The following is a 21,227-nucleotide window of genomic DNA, read 5'->3' on the forward strand; positions in this document are numbered from 1 at the left end:
TTCGACCGGCGGTCGCGCTGTCCTGGTGTCCTACAATTTGTCATCAAAAGAAAAGTGCCTGACGTCCAATGTAAAGCGCTTCGGGTGGGCGCTCTTTAATGTCGACCCTACAAAAAGCCTCTGGCGAAAACAGCCAGTCGAGTTATCGAGAAAGCGAAGGTGCTGACCGTGGACAAACTGCAAACTGCCGCCACCATTCTGATCGTTCCGGGTCTGCGCGAGCACGTGGCCGAACATTGGCAAACATTGCTTGCCGCCAGGCTGAGCAACGTGCGCAGTGTTGCGCCGCTGGAGACCGACAAGCTCGATTGCATGGCCCGTGTGCGGGCGATTCAACACGAACTCGAACAGATCGACGGCCCCGTGATTCTGGTGGCCCACAGCGCTGGCGTGCTGATGGTCGCGCACTGGGCGGCGCACTACAGCCGTCCGATCAAGGGCGCTTTGCTGGCCGCGCCACCGGACCTCGATGCGGTCTGGCCGTCAAACTATCCATCTTCCGAAACCCTGCGTAACCAGGGCTGGAATCCTCTGCCACAAGGCCCGCTCCCATTTCGCAGCATCGTGGCCGGCAGCACCAACGATCACTTGGCCAGTCTTCCAGCGGTCACCCGCATGGCAGAAGGCTGGGGCGCCGAATTGCTCAATCTGGGCGATGTCGGCCATCTCAATCCGGCCGCAGGATTTGGCCACTGGCAGCAAGCTGAAGCACTCATCCTGGAGCTGGATCGCTAGTACAAGGAGCTGGACTGGCAGTACGCCAACCGGCATTTGCCCTCATTCCTTAAACGCAAACCCGAAGAGGTTTGTGCGAGGGCGGCTGCGCTTAAAACAAATACAAAAAGGCGGAGACAACGCAATGCACAACAATAAGAGTCACGGCTTCACCGCTCCACGCTGCACCTTGCTGGCCTCAGCCATTCTTGCGGCAACCGTACCGGTGGCCCATGCGGCCGAGATCGAGACGGGGAATCCGGACTGGAACGTACGCGTGGATAACACCATCAAGTACAACTACGGTGTGCGCACCGAAAGCGCCGACAAACGCATGTTGGCAACGCCGAACAACAACGACGGCGACTACAACTTCCGCAAGGCCGGTACCAACATCACCAACCGTATCGACCTGTTGACCGAAATGGACGTGGTCTACAAGAACGCCATGGGCTTTCGCGTCAGCGCCGCCAGCTGGTACGACAAGGCCTATGACAACACCGGCTCCAATTCCAACCCGTTCGTCAACGGCAACGATGCGCGTTCGGGCCTGATTGCCAACGACCCGCGCCTGGCCGGGGTCACCCGTGACAACGTCGGCAATGGCAGCCCGCACCTGAGCAACTATGCCCAGCGCTACTACAGCGGTCCTTCGGGCGAAATCCTCGATGCCTTCGTGTTCTACAGCACCGAAGTGGGCGAGGAGTCGATGTTCAGCGCCAAGGCCGGTCAGCACAACGTGTTCTGGGGCGAGACCATTCTCAACCCGGTGCACTCGGTGAGCTATGGCCAATCCGGCCTCGACCTGGCCAAGCTTGCCGCGTCGCCGGGTACCGAAGCCAAGGAACTGTTCGTTCCGCGTAACCAGTTGTCGATGTCGTTCACCATCAATCCCGAGCTGACCGTGGGTGCCCAGTATTTCCTCAATTGGGATGCCGCGCGTCTGCCGGAAGCGGGCACCTACTACGGTGGTTCCGACCTGGTCGGCTTCGGCGCGCAATCGTTCCTGTTGGGCAACACCAACGGCGTGGTCCCGGGCAGCCCGCTGGGTTGTGGCCTGGCGCCGTGCAACGCCTTGACCAATGTGCGTCGTGGCAAGGACCTGACCCCGCATGACAGCGGCGACTGGGGCGTCATGGCCAAATGGTCGCCGGCCTGGCTCGATGGCACCCTCGGCGTTTACTACCGCGAAACCTCGGAAATCCTGCCGCAAGCCTTTCTGGACGCCAGGGGCATTACCTCGGCGAACCCGAACGGCACCCGTCCGGCAGGGCAAGTGCCTGCGGTAATCAACACCCTCAATTCGCTGGACACCGCCACCTATCAACTGGCCTATGCCGACAACATCAAGATCCTTGGCTTGAGCCTGTCCAAGGACGTGGGTGGAATCAGCGTGGGTTCGGACCTGAACGTTCGTCACAACATGCCGCTGGCCAGTATCCCGGCGATCGTCAGTACCCGCAGCCCGCTGGGCCTGGGTCAAGGTCTTGGCCTGCTGCCAGCGCGTACGGACGCCACCGGTGTGGTCTATGACACCCCAAGCCGTGGCGACAGCATGAGCGCCACCGGTGACACCCTGCACTGGACGCTCAACGGTCTGATGACCCTGCCGAAAACGCCGGTGTTCGATCAGGCAACCGTGCTGGCCGAGCTGTACTACAGCAACCTGCTCAAGCTCGATAGCGAAAACGAGGCGCTCTACAAAGGCAAGAGCAGCTATCGCGGCATCGACGCGCCGACCCGTGACAACTGGGGTCTGGCAGTCAACTTCACACCGACCTGGTACCAGGTATTCCCGGGTGTCGACCTCAACGCGCCGATGTCGGTCAACGTCGGTCTCGACGGTGTGTCGCCGGTCTCCGGTGGCGGTGCCAAGGACACCGGTAACTATGCCGTTGGCGTCGGTGCCGTTGTGTACAACAAATACTTTGTCGACCTGAAGTACGTGGACTCCTTTGGCCAAACCGACAAGTGCAACACCAGCGGTGTGAGTACCGGCCCGACCGGCGGTGACGGCTCCACCCCGAACGCCTTCAGCGGCAACGAAAACTACGCCTGTTACGCCGGCGGCTACTCGTCCTTCTCCGGCGGTGGTGCCACGACTGAGGACCGTGGCGCCGTGTACCTGACGATGAAAACTACATTCTGATTCACCACTGATTTGCTCAATGCAAGCAGGAGAATAACAAGATGAAATTTGTAAAAACCGTGTTGGCCGCGTCCTTGGCCATGGTCTTCGCCGCTCAGGCACAGGCTGCTGTTTCAACTCAGGAAGCTGCCAAGCTCGGCACCAGCCTGACTCAGGTAGGGGCTGAAAAAGCCGGGAACGCTGATGGTTCCATTCCTGCCTACAACGGTGGCTTGACCACCGCACCGGCCAGCTTCAAAGCCGGCGACAGCATGCGCCCGGATCCGTTTGCCAGTGAAAAGCCGGTACTGGTGATCGACGGCAAGAACGTCGATCAGTACAAGGGCCTGCTCACGGCGACCACGGTAGAGCTGGCCAAGCGTTTCCCGACGTTCCGTGTCGACGTGTTCCCGACGCACCGCACCGTGTCGCTGCCTCAAGCGATTCTCGATAACGGCGTGAAGAACGCCAGCGGCGCCAAGTCCCTGGAAGGTGGCCTGGCCATCGACAACGTGCTGCCGGGCATTCCGTTCCCGATTCCGCAGTCGGGCAACGAAGCGATGTGGAACTTCCTGTTGCGCTACCAAGGCGTCAGCATCAGCTCCAAGTACGACTCCTGGAACGTTGACTCCGCCGGTGTGCCAAGCCTGGCAACCACCGGGCAAGCGAACATCTCCTACCCGATCTATGAAAACCTCTCGCAGCCGATCAGCAGCGCCGACGTGTACTACCAGATGAAGCTGGCGTACACCGGCCCTGCGCGCCGGGCCGGTGAGGCGATCATGCTCAAGGACGCCGCCAACCCGTTGCAGCAACCGCGTCGCGCCTGGCAGTACTTGCCGGGGCAGCGTCGAGTCAAGCTGGCGCCGAGCCTGGCCTACGACACGCCTAACCCGGGTACCGCCGGTGCGGGCACCTACGATGACGTGTTCGTGTTCAACGGTGCACTGGATCGCTACGACTGGAAGCTGGTGGGCAAGCAGGAAATGATCGTGCCTTACAACACCTACAAGCTGACCTACGTCCAGGATCCGAAGTCGCTGACCACTGCCAATCACCTGTCACCGGACTTCGTGCGTTGGGAAAAACACCGCGTCTGGGTCGTGGAAGGCAACCTCAAGGCCGGTGCCCGTCACATCTACCAGAAGCGCCGCTTCTACCTCGACGAAGACAGCTGGACCGCTTTGGCCTCGGATCAATATGACGCCCGTGGTCAGCTCTATCGCGGTTCCTTCGCCTTCCTGAGCCAGAGCTACGACAAGCAGGTTCCGGACTCCACGCCGTTCATGATCTACGACCTGGTCGGCGGTTCGTACAACATCAACGGTGTAGTCGGCCCTTACGGCGGCATCAAGTACATCGAGCCGCTCTCCAAGGCCCAGTGGTCTTCGGAATCCCTGGCCGGCGCCGGTATTCGCTAAGCCAACCGCACGATCCACTGTAGGAGCGAGCCTGCTCGCGATGGACCAGAGGGCGACGCGGGCATCCAGACAGCACGCGTAATCGTTCACGACCATCGCGAGCAGGCTCGCTCCTACAACGGCATGAGCTGCACAGCGCGAGATGTGGCGCGGTTTTCCGAAGAGGACGCAGTATGTGTTCGTATAAAAATAATATGTTGCAGCTGGCCTTTGGCGTTGTGCTTTGCCTGTCGCAGGGCATCACCCAGGCGGCCGATTACGTCGATGTGCTGGACCTGCCCGCCAGGGTTAGTGCCTTGGCCATCAGCAGCCCGTTGTCCGGCATGACCCGCGCCGGTGGGCGGGTGATTACCGTCGGCCAGCGTGGCCATATTCTGTTTTCCGATGATTCGGGCAAGCATTGGCAACAGGCCGCCGTACCGGCCAGTGCCGACCTCACGGCGGTGAGTTTTCCGACCGCCACCCAAGGCTGGGCGGTGGGTAATGACGGCGTAGTGCTGCACAGCAGCGACGCCGGCGCGACCTGGCACAAGCAGCTCGACGGTCGTCAGATCGGCGCCTTGCTGGTCAAGCATTACACGGCGCTGGCCAGCGCCGAACCGGGCAATGAGCAATGGCCCCAGTTGGCTATGGAAGGCCAACGACTAGCCGAGCAGGGCGCGGACAAACCGCTGCTCGACGTGTGGTTCGCCAACGACAAGACCGGCTACGTGGTCGGCGTGTTCAACCTGATCCTGCGCACCGACGACGGTGGCCTGACCTGGACGCCATTCCAGGACCGCACCGACAACCCCCAGGGTTTCCACCTCAACGCCATCGCCTCCACCGGCGACAGTGTGTACATCGCCGGCGAGCAAGGCCTGCTGCTCAAGTGGGACGACAGCGCCCAACGCTTCACTGCCGTGCCGACGCCTTATCAAGGCAGCTTCTTCGGCGTGCTCGGCAAGCCTGGCGAAGTGCTGATCTACGGTCTGCGCGGCAACGTGTTGCGCAGCACCGACGGCGGCCAGCGCTGGACTGCGCTGGACAGCGGCCTGCACGTCAGCATCACCGCCGGCCTGATCGATGCCCGTGGCAATTACCGCCTGTTCACCCAGGGCGGGCAGATGCTGGTCAGCCAAGGGACGGGCGCGCAGTTGCATCTGGTGCGGCAACCGGCACCGACCCCGGTCGCCGGTGCCACCGAGTCCGCCGCTGGCGCGTTGGTGGTAGCGGGCAGCCGTGGCGCCCGGACGCTGTCCGCCGATCCAGCCCTCGAACCCTAAGAGCGAGAACCCAGACATGGGCAATATCAAACAAGACGCCATGCCGGTGATCCGCGAGCTGCGGGATTTCGACCAGCGCTCCGGCAACCTCCTCGAACAGCTGGTATTCAACTACCGCCCGCTGTTCATGCTGCTGATGGCGCTCGCCACCGTGGTGCTGGGCTTCATGGCGGTGACTCGCCTGGAGTTGCGCCCCAGCTTCGAAAAAATGATTCCGCAGAGCCAACCGTATATCCAGAACTTCCTGGAAAACCGCCACTCGTTGCGCGGTCTGGGCAACTCGGTGCGGGTGGTGGTCGAGAACACCCAGGGCGATATTTTCGATCCGCAATACCTCGACGTACTCAAGCAGGTCAACGACCAGCTGTTCCTCACCGAAGGCGTCGACCGCGCGTGGATGAAGTCGCTGTGGAGCCCGGCGGTGCGCTGGACCGAAGTCACCGAGGACGGTTTCCAGGGTGGCCCGGTGATGCCCGACAGTTATCAGGGCTCGCCTTCCGACATTGAACAGTTGCGCCAGAACATCTCCCGCGCCGGTCTGGTGGGCAGCCTGGTGGCCAGCGACTTCAAGTCGACCATGCTGATCGTGCCGCTGATGGACAAAGCCGCCGCCGGTGGCCAGCGCATCAACTACCACGCGTTCTCGCAGATGCTCGAAGAGCAGTTGCGCGACAAGATCGAATACGCCGGCGACAGCGCGGCGCGTCAATCCGGGGTCGAAGGCACCGGCCAGTACAAGGTCCGGGTGATCGGCTTCGCCAAGCTGATGGGCGACCTGATCGACGGCCTGATCCAGGTGATGATGTTCTTCGGCCTGGCCGTGGTCACCTCGCTGATCATCATCTACGCCTACACCCGTTGCGTGCGCAGCACCCTGCTGGTGGTCGGCTGCTCGCTGATCGCGGTGGTCTGGCAACTGGGCATTGTCGCCTGGCTCGGCTACGCCATCGATCCGTACTCGGTGCTGGTGCCGTTTTTGATCTTCGCCATCGGTGTGTCCCACGCCGCGCAGAAGATGAACGGCATCATGCAGGACATCGCCCGTGGCACCCATAAGCTGATCGCTGCGCGCTACACCTTCCGCCGTCTGTTCATTGCCGGCGTCACCGCGTTGCTGGCCGATGCCGTGGGCTTTGCCGTGCTGATGCTGATCGACATCCCGGTGATCCAGGACCTGGCGATCACCGCCAGCATCGGTGTCGCGGTACTGATCTTCACCTCGTTGCTGCTGATGCCGGTGGCGCTGTCCTACGTCGGTGTCGGCGCGAAAGCCGCCGAGCGTGCACTGAAGATCGACAACCGCGCCGAGAAGCACAAAGGCTTCGGCAAACTGTGGGACGCGCTCGATCGCTTCACCACCGCCAAGTGGGCCACCGGCGCCGTTCTGGTCGCGGTGTTGATGGGCATCGGCGGTTTCATGGTCAGCCTGAACCTGAAGATCGGCGACCTCGACAGCGGGGCGCCGGAGCTGCGCGCCGACTCGCGCTACAACCGCGACAACGCCTACATCACCCAGCATTACGCGCTGTCCAGCGACCTGTTCGCGGTGATGATCAAGACCGCGCCGGAAGGCTGCCTGAACTACAAGACCCTGGTCCTCGCCGACCGCCTGGCCTGGGAACTGCAACAGTATCCGGGCGTGCAGGCGACCGCGTCCTTGGTCAACGCAGTACGCCAGATCACCGCCGGCACCTACGAAGGCAACCCCAAGCTCAACAGCATCCAGCGCAACCAGGACGTGCTCAACTACGCCGCCCAGCAAGCCTCGGTCAACTCGCCGGAGCTGTTCAACACCGACTGCTCGCTGATGCCGGTGATCACCTTCCTCAAGGATCACAAGGCCGAAACCCTGGACGCGGTGGTGGCGATTGCCGAGCAGTTCGCCAAGGACAACAGCACCGCGGATCGCCAGTTCCTGCTCGCCGCCGGCACCGCCGGGATCGAGGCCGCGACCAACATCGTGGTGCGCGAAGCCAACCGCACCATGCTGCTGTACGTGTATGCGGCGGTGACGCTGTTCTGCCTGATCACCTTCCGCAGCTGGCGCGCCACGCTGGTGGCCCTGTTGCCGCTGGTGCTGACCTCGATCCTCTGCGAAGCCTTGATGGTGGCCATGGGCATCGGCGTGAAAGTCGCGACCCTGCCGGTGATCGCCCTCGGCGTGGGCATCGGCGTGGACTACGCCTTGTACCTGCTCAGCGTGCAGTTGCACTTCCAGCGCCAGGGCTTGCCGCTGTCCGAGGCCTACCGCAACGCCGTGTCCTTCACCGGCCGCGTGGTCGGGCTGGTGGGCATCACCCTCGCCGCGGGCGTGGTGTGCTGGGTCTGGTCGCCGATCAAGTTCCAGGCCGACATGGGCATCCTGCTGACCTTCATGTTCCTGTGGAACATGCTCGGCGCGCTGATCCTGATTCCGGCCCTGTCCTACTTCCTGCTGCGCGAACGGGCCCCGCAGCCCGGTGCTGTCGCGGCAACCGAAACCACTGAATCCACTGAACGTCCCGGCATGCCGCATGCCGTGACCACTTCCGAGTAAGCCAAGATGTCTGATTACAACGCTCCCCTGCGCGACATGCGCTTCGTCCTCAACGAGGTTTTCCAGGTGTCCCGGCTCTGGGCACAATTGCCCGGCCTGGCCGACGTGATCGATGAAGAGACCGCCGCCGCCATTCTTGAAGAGGCCGGCAAGATCAGCGCCGAAGTGATTGCGCCACTGAACCGCGCCAGCGACGAACAGGGCTGCACCTGGAATGACGGCGCGGTCACCGCCCCGGACGGTTTTGCCCAGGCCTACCAAGCCTTCGCCGAAGGCGGTTGGGTGGGTGTCGGCGGTGATCCGCAGTACGGCGGCATGGGCATGCCCAAGGCGATTTCGGCGCAGGTCGAAGAGATGGTCAACGCGGCCAGCCTGTCGTTCGGCCTGTACCCGATGCTGACCGCCGGCGCCTGCCTGTCGATCAAGGCCCACGCCAGCGAAGAACTGAAAGCCACCTATTTGCCGAACATGTACGCCGGCACCTGGACCGGTTCGATGTGCCTGACCGAAGCCCATTCCGGTACCGACCTCGGTCTGATCCGCACCAAGGCCGAACCCCAGGCCGATGGCAGTTACACCATCAGCGGCAGCAAGATTTTCATCACCGGTGGCGAGCACGACCTGACCGAGAACATCATCCATCTGGTACTGGCGCGCCTGCCGGATGCACCGGCCGGACCGAAAGGCATCTCGCTGTTCCTGGTGCCGAAAGTGCTGGTCAACGCCGACGGCTCGCTGGGTGAAAACAACGCGCTGTCCTGCGGCTCCATCGAACACAAGATGGGCATCAAGGCCTCCGCCACCTGCGTGATGAACTTCGACGGCGCCACCGGCTGGATTGTCGACGCACCGAACAAAGGCCTGGCGGCGATGTTCACCATGATGAACTACGAGCGTCTGGGCGTGGGCATCCAGGGCCTGGCGCAGGGCGAGCGTTCGTACCAGAACGCTGTCGCCTACGCCCGTGACCGTCTGCAAAGCCGCGCACCGACCGGCGCGCAGCACAAGGACAAGGCGGCCGACCCGATCATCGTGCACCCGGACGTGCGCCGCATGCTGTTGACCATGAAAGCCTTGAACGAAGGCGGCCGTGCGTTCTCCAGCTACGTGGCCCTGCAACTGGACATCGCCAAGTACAGCGACGACGCCCCGACACGCCAGCGCGCGCAGGACCTGGTATCGCTGCTGACCCCGGTGGCCAAGGCCTTCCTCACCGACATGGGCTTGGAAACCACCCTCCACGGCCAGCAGGTCTTCGGCGGCCACGGCTACATCCGTGAGTGGGGCCAGGAGCAACTGGTGCGCGATGTGCGCATCACCCAGATCTACGAAGGCACCAACGGCATCCAGTCCCTGGACCTGGCCGGACGCAAGATCGTCGGTAGCGGCGGGGCGCTCTACCGCTTGTTCGCTTCGGAAATCCGCAACTTCACCGCCAGTGCTGGCGCGGACCTCGGCGAGTTCACCCAACCGTTGAACGCCGCCGTCGACACCCTCGACGACCTGACCGCGTGGCTGCTCGACCGGGCCCAAAACAACCCGAACGAAATCGGCGCGGCCTCGGTCGAGTACCTGCACGTGTTCGGCTACACCGCGTACGCCTACATGTGGGCACGCATGGCCAAGGCCGTCATGAGCGGCGATGCCGAGGACGCTTTCTACACCAGCAAACTGGCCACCGCGCGTTTCTACTTCGCCCGGTTGCTGCCGCGTATCCACTCGTTGAGCGCATCGGCCAAGGCCGGCAGCGACTGCCTCTACGAGCTGCAAGCCGATCAGTTCTGATCGAAAGGACAAGGAACCTTAATCATGATGGCGACAAAAATAATTCCGCCCGCCGACGGCGCTTATGCCTATCCCTTGCTGATCAAGCAATTGCTGCTGTCCGGCGTGCGCTACCAGCCGGGCCGGGAAATCGTCTACGCCGACAAGCTGCGCTACAGCTACGAGACCCTCAACAAGCGTATTCGCCGCCTGGCCAATGCGCTGACGGTGGCCGGGGTCAAGGCCGGTGACACCGTGGCCCTGCTCGATTGGGACAGCCACCGCTACCTGGAATGCTTCTTCGCCGTGCCGATGATCGGCGCGGTGCTGCACACGGTGAACATTCGCCTGTCGCCGGAGCAGGTACTGTTCACCATGAACCACGCCGAGGATGACCTGGTGCTGGTGCATGATGATTTCCTGCCCTTGGTCGAGCAGATCCACGGTCGGCTGGAAACCGTAAAAGGCTACCTGCAGCTCACCGACGACGAGGCGACCACGACCTCGCTGCCAGTGCTGGGCGAATACGAGCACCTGCTGTCCCTGGCCCTGGACCAGTACGACTTCCCCGATTTCGACGAGAACTCGGTCGCCACGCTGTTCTACACCACCGGCACCACCGGCGACCCGAAAGGCGTGTACTTCAGCCACCGCCAGTTGGTGCTGCACACCCTGAATGCCGTCGGCACCCTGGGCGTTTATCAGGGCCAGCCACTGTTGCGCTCCGACGACGTGTACATGCCGATCACGCCGATGTTCCATGTGCATGCCTGGGGCGTGCCGTACGTCGCGACGCTGATGGGCATCAAGCAGGTCTACCCTGGCCGCTACGAGCCCAACAGCCTGGTCAAGCTATATCGCGAAGAGAAGGTGACCTTCTCCCACTGCGTGCCGACCATTTTGCAGATGATCCTCAACTGTGAAGAAGGCAAGGCGACCCGTTTCGACGGCTGGAAAATGCTCCTGGGCGGCAGCGCGCTGACCCTGGGCGTGGCCAGCGAAGCCAATGCCAAAGGCATGGTGGTGCACGCCGGCTACGGCATGTCCGAGACCTGTCCGTTGCTGTGCCTGACGTACCTGCGCGATGAAGACCTGCAGCTGTCCGCCGAAGCGCAACTGCCGATCCGCATCAAGACCGGCACGCCGGTGCCGTTGGTCGACCTGAAGATCATCGACGCCGAGGGCAACGATGTGGCCCATGACGGCGAGTCCCTGGGCGAGATCGTGGTGCGCGCGCCGTGGCTGACCCAGGGTTATCTGAAAGCCCCGGACAAAGGCGCGGAGCTGTGGCACAACGGCTGGCTGCACACCGGCGACATGGCCTCGATCGACCCATTGGGCGGCGTGGAAATCAAGGACCGCATCAAGGACGTGATCAAGACCGGCGGCGAGTGGATCAGCTCCCTGGAACTGGAGAGCCTGATCAGCGAACACCCGGGCGTGATGTCCGTCGCCGTGGTGGGCATTGCCGACGAACAATGGGGTGAACGCCCGATGGCCATGGTCGTCTGCGAACCGGGGCAATACCTCGACCGCAAGATTCTGGAGGTTCATTTGCAAGCCTTCGTCGACGGCGGGCGCATCAACAAATGGGCGATCCCCAAGCAGTTCAAGTTCGTGACCGAAATCCCCAAGACCAGCGTCGGCAAGATCAACAAGAAGCTGATTCGGGAAACTGAAGCGAACTGAGGGGTAAATTTGCCACTGTTGTTGTAGGAGCGAGCCTGCTCGCGATGGACTGGAGAGCGCTACGTTTAACCAGGAACACACGCGTTATCGTTAACGACCTTCGCGAGCAGGCTCGCTCCTACAGAAAATCACCGGTGCCAGGCGGTTTCTGGATAGTTTGCGGGGCGTCATCTTTGTCATAGTCCTCGACCGAGATAACGCCCCGTCGGTCGCAGTTTTCAGCGCTTGTGCCAAGCTGAACGGGGTATTGAACCGCCGTGCATCCAACTGCCGGCCAGTCAAACCCCAGGAAGCCCACGACATGAACCTCGCCCGTGCATCAAACGTCCGCAAAGAGTTCTACAAAGCCGTCTGGTTCTATTTCAAAGTGGTGTGGCCGATCTTCTCGGTACTGCTGTTGGTGATTGTTGCGATTGGCCTCATCATCGCCCAACTGGAAGGATGGAGTCCTGATGACGGTGTCTACTTCGCCTTCGTGACGGGGCTGACCATCGGCTACGGAGAACTAGTGCCCAAGCTGGGTGTCTCGCGAGTGCTGGCGATCCTGCTGGGTTTCAACGGCGTGCTGATGACCGCGACATTCGCGGCGATCAGCGTCCGGGCGATTGAAGTGACCGTGTCGGCGGCGCGGAAGGGTGAGGAGTAGGGCAAATCCCAACCACAACACAAACCCCCTGTAGGAGCGAGCCTGCTCGCGATTGCGGTACTTCAGCCAGCAAAAATGCTGAATGTTAAGCCGCCATCGCGAGCAGGCTCGCTCCTACAGTTTTCAGCCAGCAGGCTAAGCCTCCCAGCCCGCCCCGGTCACCGCCGCCTGCACCAGCGGGTGCAAGTCCGCCCCCTGATGCTCCGTCTGCCAGGCCAGCAACTCCTTGCGCATACTCGGCGCCCAATACATCTGCATATGATTGCGCACGCTGAGCACCGCCTGTTGCTGGTCCGGCTGGCTGGCGAAGTACTGGGCGATCTGGTTGGCCATCTTGATCAGGTTGTCCGTGCTCATTTACGCACCTCGGCTTTCTCGGTGTGCCGACGTTCTTTCAGCAGGCGATGTTGTTCATCACTGAATTCCTGAAAGCGCTTCTGCCACTCCGAAGGGTGATAAACGCGGCTGACTTCGACGGCGGTGACCTTGTACTCCGGACAGTTGGTGGCCCAGTCGGAGTTGTCGGTGGTGATGACGTTGGCCCCCGATTCCGGGAAGTGGAAGGTGGTGTACACCACGCCGGGTGCGACCCGTTCGGTGATCCGCGCACGCAGCACGGTCTGGCCGGCGCGGCTGCCGATGCCGACCCAGTCACCCTCGTTGATGCCACGGCTCTCGGCGTCGGTCGGGTGGATTTCCAGGCGATCTTCGTCATGCCAGGCAACGTTGTCGGTACGCCGGGTCTGAGCGCCGACGTTGTACTGGCTGAGGATGCGCCCAGTGGTCAGCAGCAGCGGATAGCGAGCGTTGACCTTCTCCTCGGTGGGCACGTAGCCGGTGAGCATGAAGCGCCCCTTGCCGCGCACAAACTCTTCGATGTGCATGGTCGGCGTGCCGTCCGGTGCCTCGGCGTTGCACGGCCATTGCAGGCTGCCGTGGCGGTCCAGTTCGGCGTAGCTGACGTTGGTGAAGGTCGGCGTCAGGCTGGCGATTTCATCCATGATTTGCGATGGATGTTGGTAATTCATCGGGTAACCGAGGGCATTGGCCAGGGCCACGGTGCCTTCCCAATCGGCCTTGCCACCCAGTGGGTCCATGACCTTGCGTACCCGGGAGATGCGTCGCTCGGCGTTGGTGAAGGTGCCGTCCTTTTCCAGGAACGAACTGCCCGGCAGGAACACATGGGCGAACTTGGCGGTTTCGTTGAGGAAAATATCCTGCACCACCACGCACTCCATGGCCGACAGGGCCGCGGTGACGTGCTGGGTATTCGGATCGCTCTGGGCGATGTCTTCGCCCTGGCAATACAGGCCCTTGAAGCTGCCGGCCAGGGCCGACTCGAACATGTTGGGGATGCGTAGGCCAGGATCAGGTTGCAGGGTGACGTTCCACGCCTGTTCGAACTGCGCCCGTACCACCTCGTTGGAGATGTGCCGGTAACCGGGTAACTCGTGGGGGAAAGAGCCCATGTCACAGGAGCCCTGAACGTTGTTCTGCCCCCGCAGCGGGTTCACACCCACGCCTTCGCGGCCGATGTTGCCGGTGGCCATGGCCAGGTTGGCAATGCCCATCACCGAGGTGCTACCCTGGCTGTGCTCGGTGACGCCCAAGCCGTAGTAGATCGCCGCATTGCCACCGGTGGCATACAGGCGCGCAGCGGCACGGATGTCGGCAGCGGGTACGCCGCAGACAGGGCCAAGGGCTTCCGGCGAGTTTTCCGCACGGCTGACGAACTCACTCCAGATCGCGAAATCGCTACCCTCGCAACGGGCGTCGATAAAGGCCTGGTTGAGCAGTCCTTCAGTGACAATCACATGAGCCAAGGCGTTGAGCATGGCGACGTTGGTACCGGGGCGCAGGGCCAGGTGATACTCGGCGCGGGCATGCACCGTATCCACCAGATCAATGCGTCGTGGGTCGATGACGATCAGCCGCGCGCCTTCACGCAGACGGCGTTTGAGCTGGGAGGCGAACACCGGGTGGGCGTCGCTGGGGTTGGCGCCCATCACCAGGATCACGTCGGCCTGCATCACCGAGTCGAAACTCTGGGTGCCGGCGGACTCGCCAAGCGTTTGCTTCAAGCCATAGCCGGTCGGCGAGTGGCAGACCCGCGCACAGGTGTCGACGTTGTTGTTGCCGAAGGCGGCGCGCACCAGTTTTTGCACCAGATAGGTTTCTTCGTTGGTGCAGCGGCTGGAGGTGATGCCACCGATGGAATCTCGGCCATATTTTTGCTGCAGCCGACGGAATTCGCTGGCGGCGTAAGTCACCGCTTCATCCCAGCTGACTTCCTGCCAAGGGTCGCTGATGTTTTTGCGGATCATCGGTTTGGTGATGCGGTCCGGGTGGGTGGCGTAGCCCCAGGCGAAGCGCCCCTTGACGCAGGAGTGGCCGTGGTTGGCCTGGCCGTTCTTGTCCGGAACCATGCGCACCAGTTGGTCGCCTTTCATCTCGGCACGGAACGAACAGCCCACGCCACAATAGGCGCAAGTGGTGATCACGCTGCGCTCGGGCTGGCCCAGTTCGACCACGCTTTTTTCCATAAGGGTCGCGGTGGGGCAGGCCTGCACACAGGCGCCGCAGGACACGCATTCGGAGTCGAGGAAATTCTCGCCACCGGCAGCGGCCACCCTGGACTCGAAACCGCGCCCGGTAATGGTCAGGGCAAAGGTGCCCTGGGTTTCTTCGCAGGCGCGCACGCAGCGGTTGCAGACGATGCACTTGCTCGGGTCGTAGTCGAAGTAGGGGTTGGAAGTGTCCTTCACGTCGGCCAGATGGTTGTCACCTTCATAGCCGTAGCGCACTTCCCGCAGGCCAACCTGGCCGGCCACGGTTTGCAGCTCGCAGTTGCCGTTGGCCGAGCAGGTCAGGCAGTCCAGCGGGTGATCGGAAATGTACAGCTCCATGACATTGCGCCGCAGGGTAGCGAGCTTGGGCGTCTGGGTGTGCACACTCATGCCTTCGCTGACCGGCGTGGTGCAGGACGCCGGATAACCGCGCATGCCGTCGATCTCCACCAGGCACATGCGGCAGGAGCCGAAGGCTTCCAGGCTGTCGGTGGCACAGAGTTTGGGGATGGTGGTGCCCAGCAGCGCGGCGGCGCGCATCACCGAGGTGCCTTCGGGCACGCTGATGCTGCGGCCGTCGATGTTCAGGGTGACTTGCACCTGGCTGTCGCGGGCCGGCGTGCCCAGATCGATATCGGTTTTCGGGTCGAAGAGAGTGATCATTGTTCGGCCTCCGAGGCTTGCAGACCGAAGTCAGCGGGGAAGTGCTTGAGGGCGCTGGCCACGGGATAAGACGTCATGCCGCCCAACGCGCACAGCGAACCGTATTGCAGGGTGTCGCACAGGTCCTTGAGGATGATCACCTGCGCGTCGCGACTGTTCTGGTCGGGTGCCGCCAGCAGACGGTCGATCACCTCGACGCCACGGGTCGAACCGATGCGGCACGGGGTGCATTTGCCGCAGGATTCCTCGGCGCAGAACTGCATGGCGAAGCGCGCCATGCGGGCCATGTCCAAGGTGTCGTCAGCCACCACCACACCCCCGTGACCGAGCATCGCGCCGATGGCCATAAAGGCTTCGTAATCCAGCGGCGTGTCGAATTGCGAAGGCGGAACCCAGGCACCGAGCGGGCCACCGACCTGCGCAGCCTTCAGCGGCCGGCCGCTGGCGGTACCGCCACCGTAGTCTTCCACCAGCTCCCGCAGGGTCAGGCCAAAGGCCCGTTCCACTAGACCGCCACGACGCACATTGCCCGCCAGTTGGAAGGGCATCGTGCCGAGGGAACGGCCCATGCCGTAATCGCGATAAAACTGCGCGCCCTTGGCCAGAATCAGCGGCACCGAGGCCAAAGTCAGCACGTTGTGCACCAGCGTCGGCAAGCCGAACAACCCCTGCAACGCCGGAATCGGCGGCTTGGCGCGAACGATCCCGCGCTTGCCTTCGAGGGAGTCCAATAGCGCTGTTTCTTCACCGCAGATGTAAGCACCGGCACCGACGCGTACTTCCATATCGAAGGCCTGGCCACTGCCGCCGACATCGGCGCCCAGGTAACCGTTCGACCGGGCAATCTGAATCGCGTTGCGCAGGATGATCACGGCATCCGGATATTCCGAGCGCACGTAGATGTAGCCGTAGGTGGCGCCGACGCACAGGCCGGCAATGGCCATGCCTTCGATCAGCAGGAAGGGGTCGCCTTCCATCAACATGCGGTCGGCGAAAGTGCCGGAGTCGCCCTCGTCGGCGTTGCACACAATGTACTTTTGCGCAGCTTCGGTCGCGCGCACCGTGCGCCATTTGATCCCGGCAGGGAAGGCCGCACCGCCACGGCCACGCAGGCCCGAATCGAACACCTCAGTTGCGGTCTGTTCGCCACCAATGGCGATGGCTCTTTTCAAACCCTCGAAACCGCCATGATCCAGGTAATCATCGAGGTACAGCGGACGAGTGATGCCGGCGCGGGCGAACAGCAGTCGTTGTTGAGTCTTCAGATAAGGCAACTCTTCCACCAGGCCCAAGGCCAATGGATGAGAAGACGGCTCGCCTTTGAGCGCTTCGAGCACAGATGGCACATCGTCCGCGGTCATCGGGCCGAAGCCGAGACGGCCCTGCGGGCTGTCCACTTCCAGCAGCGGCTCCAGCCAGTACAGGCCACGCGAACTGGTGCGTTGTATCTCCAGGGGCGCAACGCGTCCCCGGGCGTGGGTGATAAGGGCTACCACAACCTCTTCGGCACCCACGGCACGGGCCACCGAATCACCGGGCAGATAGAAAGTCGGCATCACGCATCCTCCCGGCAAGCATCGAGCAATGCATCCAGCCGCTCGGCACTGAGCCGCGCATGCACCCGGCCATCCAGCTCCAGCGCGGGCGAACAGGCACACGCACCAAGGCAATACACCGGCCGCAAACTGATGCTGCCATCGGCGCTACTGCCGTGATCGTCCAGTTGCAGACGCTCGCGCAACTGCGCGGCAAGCTGCTCGGCGCCACGGCTCTGGCACGACTCGGCCCGGCACAGACGCAGGATATGCCGTGCGGGCGGCGTGGTACGGAAGTCATGGTAAAAACTGATCACCCCGCGAACCTCGGCCTGGCTCAGGTTGAGGGCATGGGCAATCTCGGGGACGGCGACATCGGGGACGTAACCGATGCGCTCCTGAATATCATGAAGAATGGGCAACAGCGCACCCGGGGTGCCCTTATGGCGCTCCAGCAGACTGTTGACCACAGGCAGGTGCAACATCTCATCAGGCATTCAGCAATCCTCACGGTCACGGACAAACCAGGCGGTCGTCGGTTGTCCGAAAGTGTCGGCTGCGGCATTCACACCACGTCACGGTATCGTGGCATCTACAGACCGTCGGCCAGGGCACCCTGAGCGGGCATCTTGTTGTGCCCGGCACGGTCTTCGCCGCGCCTCAATAGGGGCATAAAAGCCAGATTGCCACGCGGCCCTTGATTCGGCCGCACCAGAGCGACGTGTTTGGTTCTGTCTACGACCTTGTATTGAGTCTAGAAGAATGAGGGGGGAGGCGCCGTGCCAGAGGGGAGGTTGCTGGAGTTATGCACAGCGGATTGCCTGTGGAAAAGGTGACGATCAAGCCCACCGGAAGCACCCGGAGGCCGGAAATCCAAAACCGAATCCCCAGCATTTACGTCGCACCCAAGCAATCAAAAGCCCCGAACTCCGTGGCCAACAATACCCACAAGACAACCCCAATCCCTGTAGGAGCGGGCTTGCCCGCGAAAGCGCCAGCCCAGCCACCACAAAACCCAGAACGGAAACCCAACCCCCTACTGTAGGAGCGAGCCTGCTCGCGAAAAACGCAAGGCAACCAACATCTGCTGTTGAATGACCACCGTCATACTGCAAACAACCTGAGAGGGATATTCCCCCGCTCCCACGCTATGCATGGAAGCGGGGAAAACCCTTAACCAAGCTCACCACAGAAAATATTGGGATTCCCATCGGCCGGGCTTGTCCGCATCACCAGCGCGTATCCGCCGGACCGCAGCGAGTCATAAGCCAGAGGCACGCTCTTCCAGAGTTGGATGCCCGCCTGCTCGTTGAAGTTGTCGGCCACGATGCGATTGAGTGAATAGGCCGGCTTGGGCTCGTGCCTGGCGCAGCTTCCCGAGTAGATATAGGTATACAAGTGCGCCGGAATTGCAGTGCCATTGGGTACACCACCGACAAACAACGAGAGCGCCGTCTCACTGCTGCTCAAGGGGGTCAGAGTGGCCTGAGCGATATGCCCGGCATTGTAAGTAGTTGCGTTCAAGGGAACGGCAACGATTTGCTTCGGAGCTGCACCAACCACGGAGATCCAACCTGCCGCTACCATCAACGCCAGCGAAGTTACGACTTTCATCGTAAAACCTCCCGCCTTGTAAGGGCTCGTTGAAAAGATCCCCCACTGAATTTTAGTCAGCTGTACAAATCCTGAGGTTATTCGGATGGTCGGTCCAATAGCCATTGGGTTGTAGTTGCGTAAACCGGCGCTGTTCAAAACTCCGGCCAACACCCCACTTCCGTGAGACCACCCACCCTGTAGGAGCGAGCTTGCTCGCGAAAAACGCAAGGCATCCACATTCCCGCTGAATACCCTCGCTCCCCCCAACCAAACCCGCCTTCCAACGCGTCATGCCTGACGTCCATGACAGCAGCTACACGACAGTCCCGACCACTATCCCGCAGACCTCGACGTCGCCTGCGCAGATGCCGGCGCACAAGCCCGATCCCGCATCAGCACCTTCACCGCATCATCCACCAATGCCTTGCTCATCGAAGTCAAATAATGCGCAGCCCAGGCGTGACGATCAGTATCTCTGGCATAAGCAGCATCTTCAGTGAGTGTCTTGGCCAGGAACAGAAAATCGGAGGCCATGGACAACGCATCGCCAAGAGGAACGCCGCGAGTGACATGAAACAGCGCTTGATCCGCACAGTAGATCGCAGGTGTCAGGCCGATGGTTTTGAGTTCAGGTTGTTCGGTCATTGGCCACCTCCGAGGATGGAGAGGCAATGGGGGAGGGTGTTACGCGATTGGGAATTGCGTAGAGGGGAAAGCCAAATTTCAAACGGATTGATACTGCGCATTGTGAAGCTCCTTAATTTGAAGAGCAGCCGCATTCGTTACCAAGCGAATGGGTGGCAGCTGTGCGCAGGTTGGTAAACCGGGAAATCAAGGAAACCGGCACGTCCGAAGACGTCCCACGCACAGCCGCCATAACGCAGATCGCAGGCGAAAAAAAAGCGCCTGCGAACGCATGGCACTGTTGCGCAGTGATTTACCTCGGGTTACCAAGCCCGGTCGCTGAATTTGCAGCGACGGTGGGAGGGTATCGTGCGGACTGCCATGCTGCAACCTTCTACAGAGTCCAATGCCAGCTTGGCCTAATTGGCAGAGAAAACCTCCTGGCTGAAATTTCTGAGTCGCTTGGCACTCCTGCAGCGGTTTCGTGGAAGGAGGTCTTGTTGTGTCGGCTTAATCGGGGGCAAAGTGAGTAGCCAACCTTCTTGCAGGCACAAAAAAGGTCCTGCTAAGCAGGACTCTTTTTCAAGTAGCCCGAGGGGGACTCGAAGAATAGGTTAAGCATTTGATTAATATCTATAAAAGCACATGTACACTTTTTAATATACGGAAAAGTGTAAATTTGAGTGATTTATATCAATGGAACTTGGTGGATGGAAGATTCCAGATTTCGCCTTTCTGATTTCCGACGAGATGCATGTTGTGTGAGTCATTGCTGTCAACAAAGCAATCGGGTTCGGTGGAGTCTGGCCTGCCGCTATAGGCAACTGTCGACCCAAACATGTCTGTCATGACAGGCAGAAAACGACCGAGGCTGTGTAAAAACGGTTTAGAGCAGGTTTGACAGTCAGAACCAGAACGAAAATCGCGTTCCTACACAAATTTCAGGTCCCCGCTGATACACCAATCATTGGCAGATTTTACGTAGCGACACAGACTTCAAGACAGTGTCTGCGTTTTTACACAGCCTGGACCCAAAGCTGACGGTAGTGACAGGCAGATGTCGGCTAGGAGCAGTCACTCAGCGCGCTTACAAAAGGAGGGAGGATTCAGTTTCCCATTCAACTGACCTTGCTGCGATACCAGACGGCAGTAGGTTCGTTATCAGCTTGGGATTTTCGTATTTCGAACTGCCGTGATTCGTACAGGGCATGCCTCCAGCTTTTGCAACCGTAGCGCTTGGGCGTCTGCTCTGGATAGGTACCACCAATCCAGCAGATGGCTGCTTCCAGTCGAGTCCAGCCATCTTCGGCAAGTTTGTTTTCTGCTTCACGTAAACAGCGGCATATCCCATTGCCAGGCCAAAAGACTGAACTGTCCTCCCTGATACCGTCGACGAGCGCATCTTCAAATGCCTGGCTCTGCATAAGCGAAGCCAGTTTAGCTCGTGCCTCACTCATGTGTTTGGCCCAGGATTGCAGATTTAGGCAATGCCGATTGATGGTTTCGTAGCTTTCCTCCAGAAAACCAACCGCCGCCTGGCAGCCTGATTCAGACCAGAGATCGAAACGCTCAATAAAGTGGTGAACCACTTTATTGCGCAGGTCAACCAGCTCCTTGAGGTCGGCCTTCATTGCCTCATAGTTCTCGGCTGTCATTTCCAACTGGTATCGATACCTGAGCCAGATCTGGTCACCGAGATCGGCTTCCGTCTGTGACTCTTCTTCATTTGGGGGCGGCGGGGACAGAAAGCTTTCGGTCAACATCCTCATCAACGTGCCCATCGTCTTGTTCTGGGCACGTGCGACCTTCTGCTCACGGATGATAGGCAGCCGATCCGCAGGACCGCTCAGCTCACCATGCGCGACAATGGCTTTCAGCTGCCGTTCGTATTGTTGCAAGCGCAACAGACAGCGTCCGAGTTTGCGCTGCACTATATGTTGAACAGCAGGTACATCATCCGAGGGCATGGTAGTGACGTCCTCCATGATTAACGACTCAGGCATAAGTGGTAGGGCTGGAGCGATTCACTGCAATACTCTCGCCCTGCTAGGAGCACGAGCAACGCGTAAATCGGACGCT

At 61.1% G+C, this 21,227-nt stretch carries 15 protein-coding genes; 8 read left to right on the forward strand and 7 right to left on the reverse strand.

What is annotated here, in order from left to right; all coding sequences use genetic code 11:
• Nucleotides 1-168 precede the first annotated feature (168 nt).
• The 8 genes from WHX55_RS04680 to WHX55_RS04715 all read left to right on the forward strand — a co-directional run bounded on the left by WHX55_RS04680 (nucleotide 169) and on the right by WHX55_RS04715 (nucleotide 12,163).
• Nucleotides 169-735 carry an alpha/beta hydrolase gene (locus WHX55_RS04680; protein ID WP_150757966.1) on the forward strand — a complete coding sequence of 189 codons (567 nt, stop codon included), beginning with the start codon at nucleotides 169-171 and terminating at the stop codon, nucleotides 733-735.
• 124 nt (nucleotides 736-859) lie between these two features.
• Complete coding sequence (locus WHX55_RS04685; RefSeq protein ID WP_353742135.1) at nucleotides 860-2,863, forward strand: DUF1302 domain-containing protein; 2,004 nt, start codon at nucleotides 860-862, stop codon at nucleotides 2,861-2,863.
• 41 nt (nucleotides 2,864-2,904) lie between these two features.
• On the forward strand, nucleotides 2,905-4,263 hold the full coding sequence (locus WHX55_RS04690; protein WP_150754897.1) for a DUF1329 domain-containing protein: 1,359 nt from the start codon (nucleotides 2,905-2,907) through the stop codon (nucleotides 4,261-4,263).
• A 173-nt stretch (nucleotides 4,264-4,436) separates the two neighbouring features.
• Nucleotides 4,437-5,528 carry a YCF48-related protein gene (locus WHX55_RS04695; RefSeq protein WP_353742136.1) on the forward strand — a complete coding sequence of 364 codons (1,092 nt, stop codon included), beginning with the start codon at nucleotides 4,437-4,439 and terminating at the stop codon, nucleotides 5,526-5,528.
• A 16-nt stretch (nucleotides 5,529-5,544) separates the two neighbouring features.
• A complete protein-coding gene (locus WHX55_RS04700) occupies nucleotides 5,545-8,064 on the forward strand; it encodes an MMPL family transporter (protein WP_353742137.1) in 2,520 nt (839 codons plus the stop codon).
• A gap of 6 nt (nucleotides 8,065-8,070) precedes the next feature.
• The gene (locus tag WHX55_RS04705) at nucleotides 8,071-9,849 is read left to right on the forward strand and encodes an acyl-CoA dehydrogenase C-terminal domain-containing protein (protein ID WP_353742138.1); all 1,779 of its coding nucleotides are present in this window, start codon (nucleotides 8,071-8,073) and stop codon (nucleotides 9,847-9,849) included.
• A 24-nt stretch (nucleotides 9,850-9,873) separates the two neighbouring features.
• A complete protein-coding gene (locus WHX55_RS04710; RefSeq protein WP_353742139.1) occupies nucleotides 9,874-11,517 on the forward strand; it encodes a fatty acid--CoA ligase in 1,644 nt (547 codons plus the stop codon).
• Between the two features lie 301 nt (nucleotides 11,518-11,818).
• Nucleotides 11,819-12,163, forward strand: a complete 345-nt coding sequence (locus tag WHX55_RS04715; RefSeq protein ID WP_353742140.1) for a potassium channel family protein — start codon at nucleotides 11,819-11,821, stop codon at nucleotides 12,161-12,163.
• Between the two features lie 135 nt (nucleotides 12,164-12,298).
• On the opposite strand, the gene WHX55_RS04720 is transcribed toward WHX55_RS04715, so the two are convergent.
• The 7 genes from WHX55_RS04720 to WHX55_RS04750 form a co-directional block, all read right to left on the reverse strand.
• Nucleotides 12,299-12,520 (reverse strand): formate dehydrogenase subunit delta, encoded by a 222-nt coding sequence (locus WHX55_RS04720; protein WP_046040259.1) that lies wholly within the window; start codon nucleotides 12,518-12,520, stop codon nucleotides 12,299-12,301.
• The gene (fdhF, locus tag WHX55_RS04725) at nucleotides 12,517-15,393 is read right to left on the reverse strand and encodes a formate dehydrogenase subunit alpha (protein WP_150759702.1); all 2,877 of its coding nucleotides are present in this window, start codon (nucleotides 15,391-15,393) and stop codon (nucleotides 12,517-12,519) included. The genes WHX55_RS04720 and fdhF overlap by 4 nt, the downstream gene beginning before the upstream one ends.
• Nucleotides 15,390-16,949, reverse strand: coding sequence for an NADH-ubiquinone oxidoreductase-F iron-sulfur binding region domain-containing protein (locus WHX55_RS04730; protein ID WP_353742141.1), 1,560 nt, complete (start codon nucleotides 16,947-16,949; stop codon nucleotides 15,390-15,392). The genes fdhF and WHX55_RS04730 overlap by 4 nt, the downstream gene beginning before the upstream one ends.
• Nucleotides 16,949-17,425 (reverse strand): formate dehydrogenase subunit gamma, encoded by a 477-nt coding sequence (locus WHX55_RS04735; protein WP_353742142.1) that lies wholly within the window; start codon nucleotides 17,423-17,425, stop codon nucleotides 16,949-16,951. Before WHX55_RS04735 ends, WHX55_RS04730 begins: the two co-directional genes overlap by 1 nt.
• Before the next feature lie 676 nt (nucleotides 17,426-18,101).
• The gene (locus WHX55_RS04740) at nucleotides 18,102-18,542 is read right to left on the reverse strand and encodes a hypothetical protein (protein ID WP_353742143.1); all 441 of its coding nucleotides are present in this window, start codon (nucleotides 18,540-18,542) and stop codon (nucleotides 18,102-18,104) included.
• 315 nt (nucleotides 18,543-18,857) lie between these two features.
• Nucleotides 18,858-19,169, reverse strand: coding sequence for a DUF3077 domain-containing protein (locus WHX55_RS04745; RefSeq protein WP_353742144.1), 312 nt, complete (start codon nucleotides 19,167-19,169; stop codon nucleotides 18,858-18,860).
• 1,097 nt (nucleotides 19,170-20,266) lie between these two features.
• Nucleotides 20,267-21,115: an OST-HTH/LOTUS domain-containing protein gene (locus tag WHX55_RS04750; RefSeq protein ID WP_353742145.1), complete on the reverse strand. Its 849-nt coding sequence runs from the start codon at nucleotides 21,113-21,115 to the stop codon at nucleotides 20,267-20,269.
• Nucleotides 21,116-21,227: the final 112 nt, after the last annotated feature.

Source organism: Pseudomonas fluorescens, assembly GCF_040448305.1.
In the GTDB taxonomy this organism is placed as follows: Bacteria; Pseudomonadota; Gammaproteobacteria; order Pseudomonadales; family Pseudomonadaceae; genus Aquipseudomonas; species Aquipseudomonas fluorescens_BH.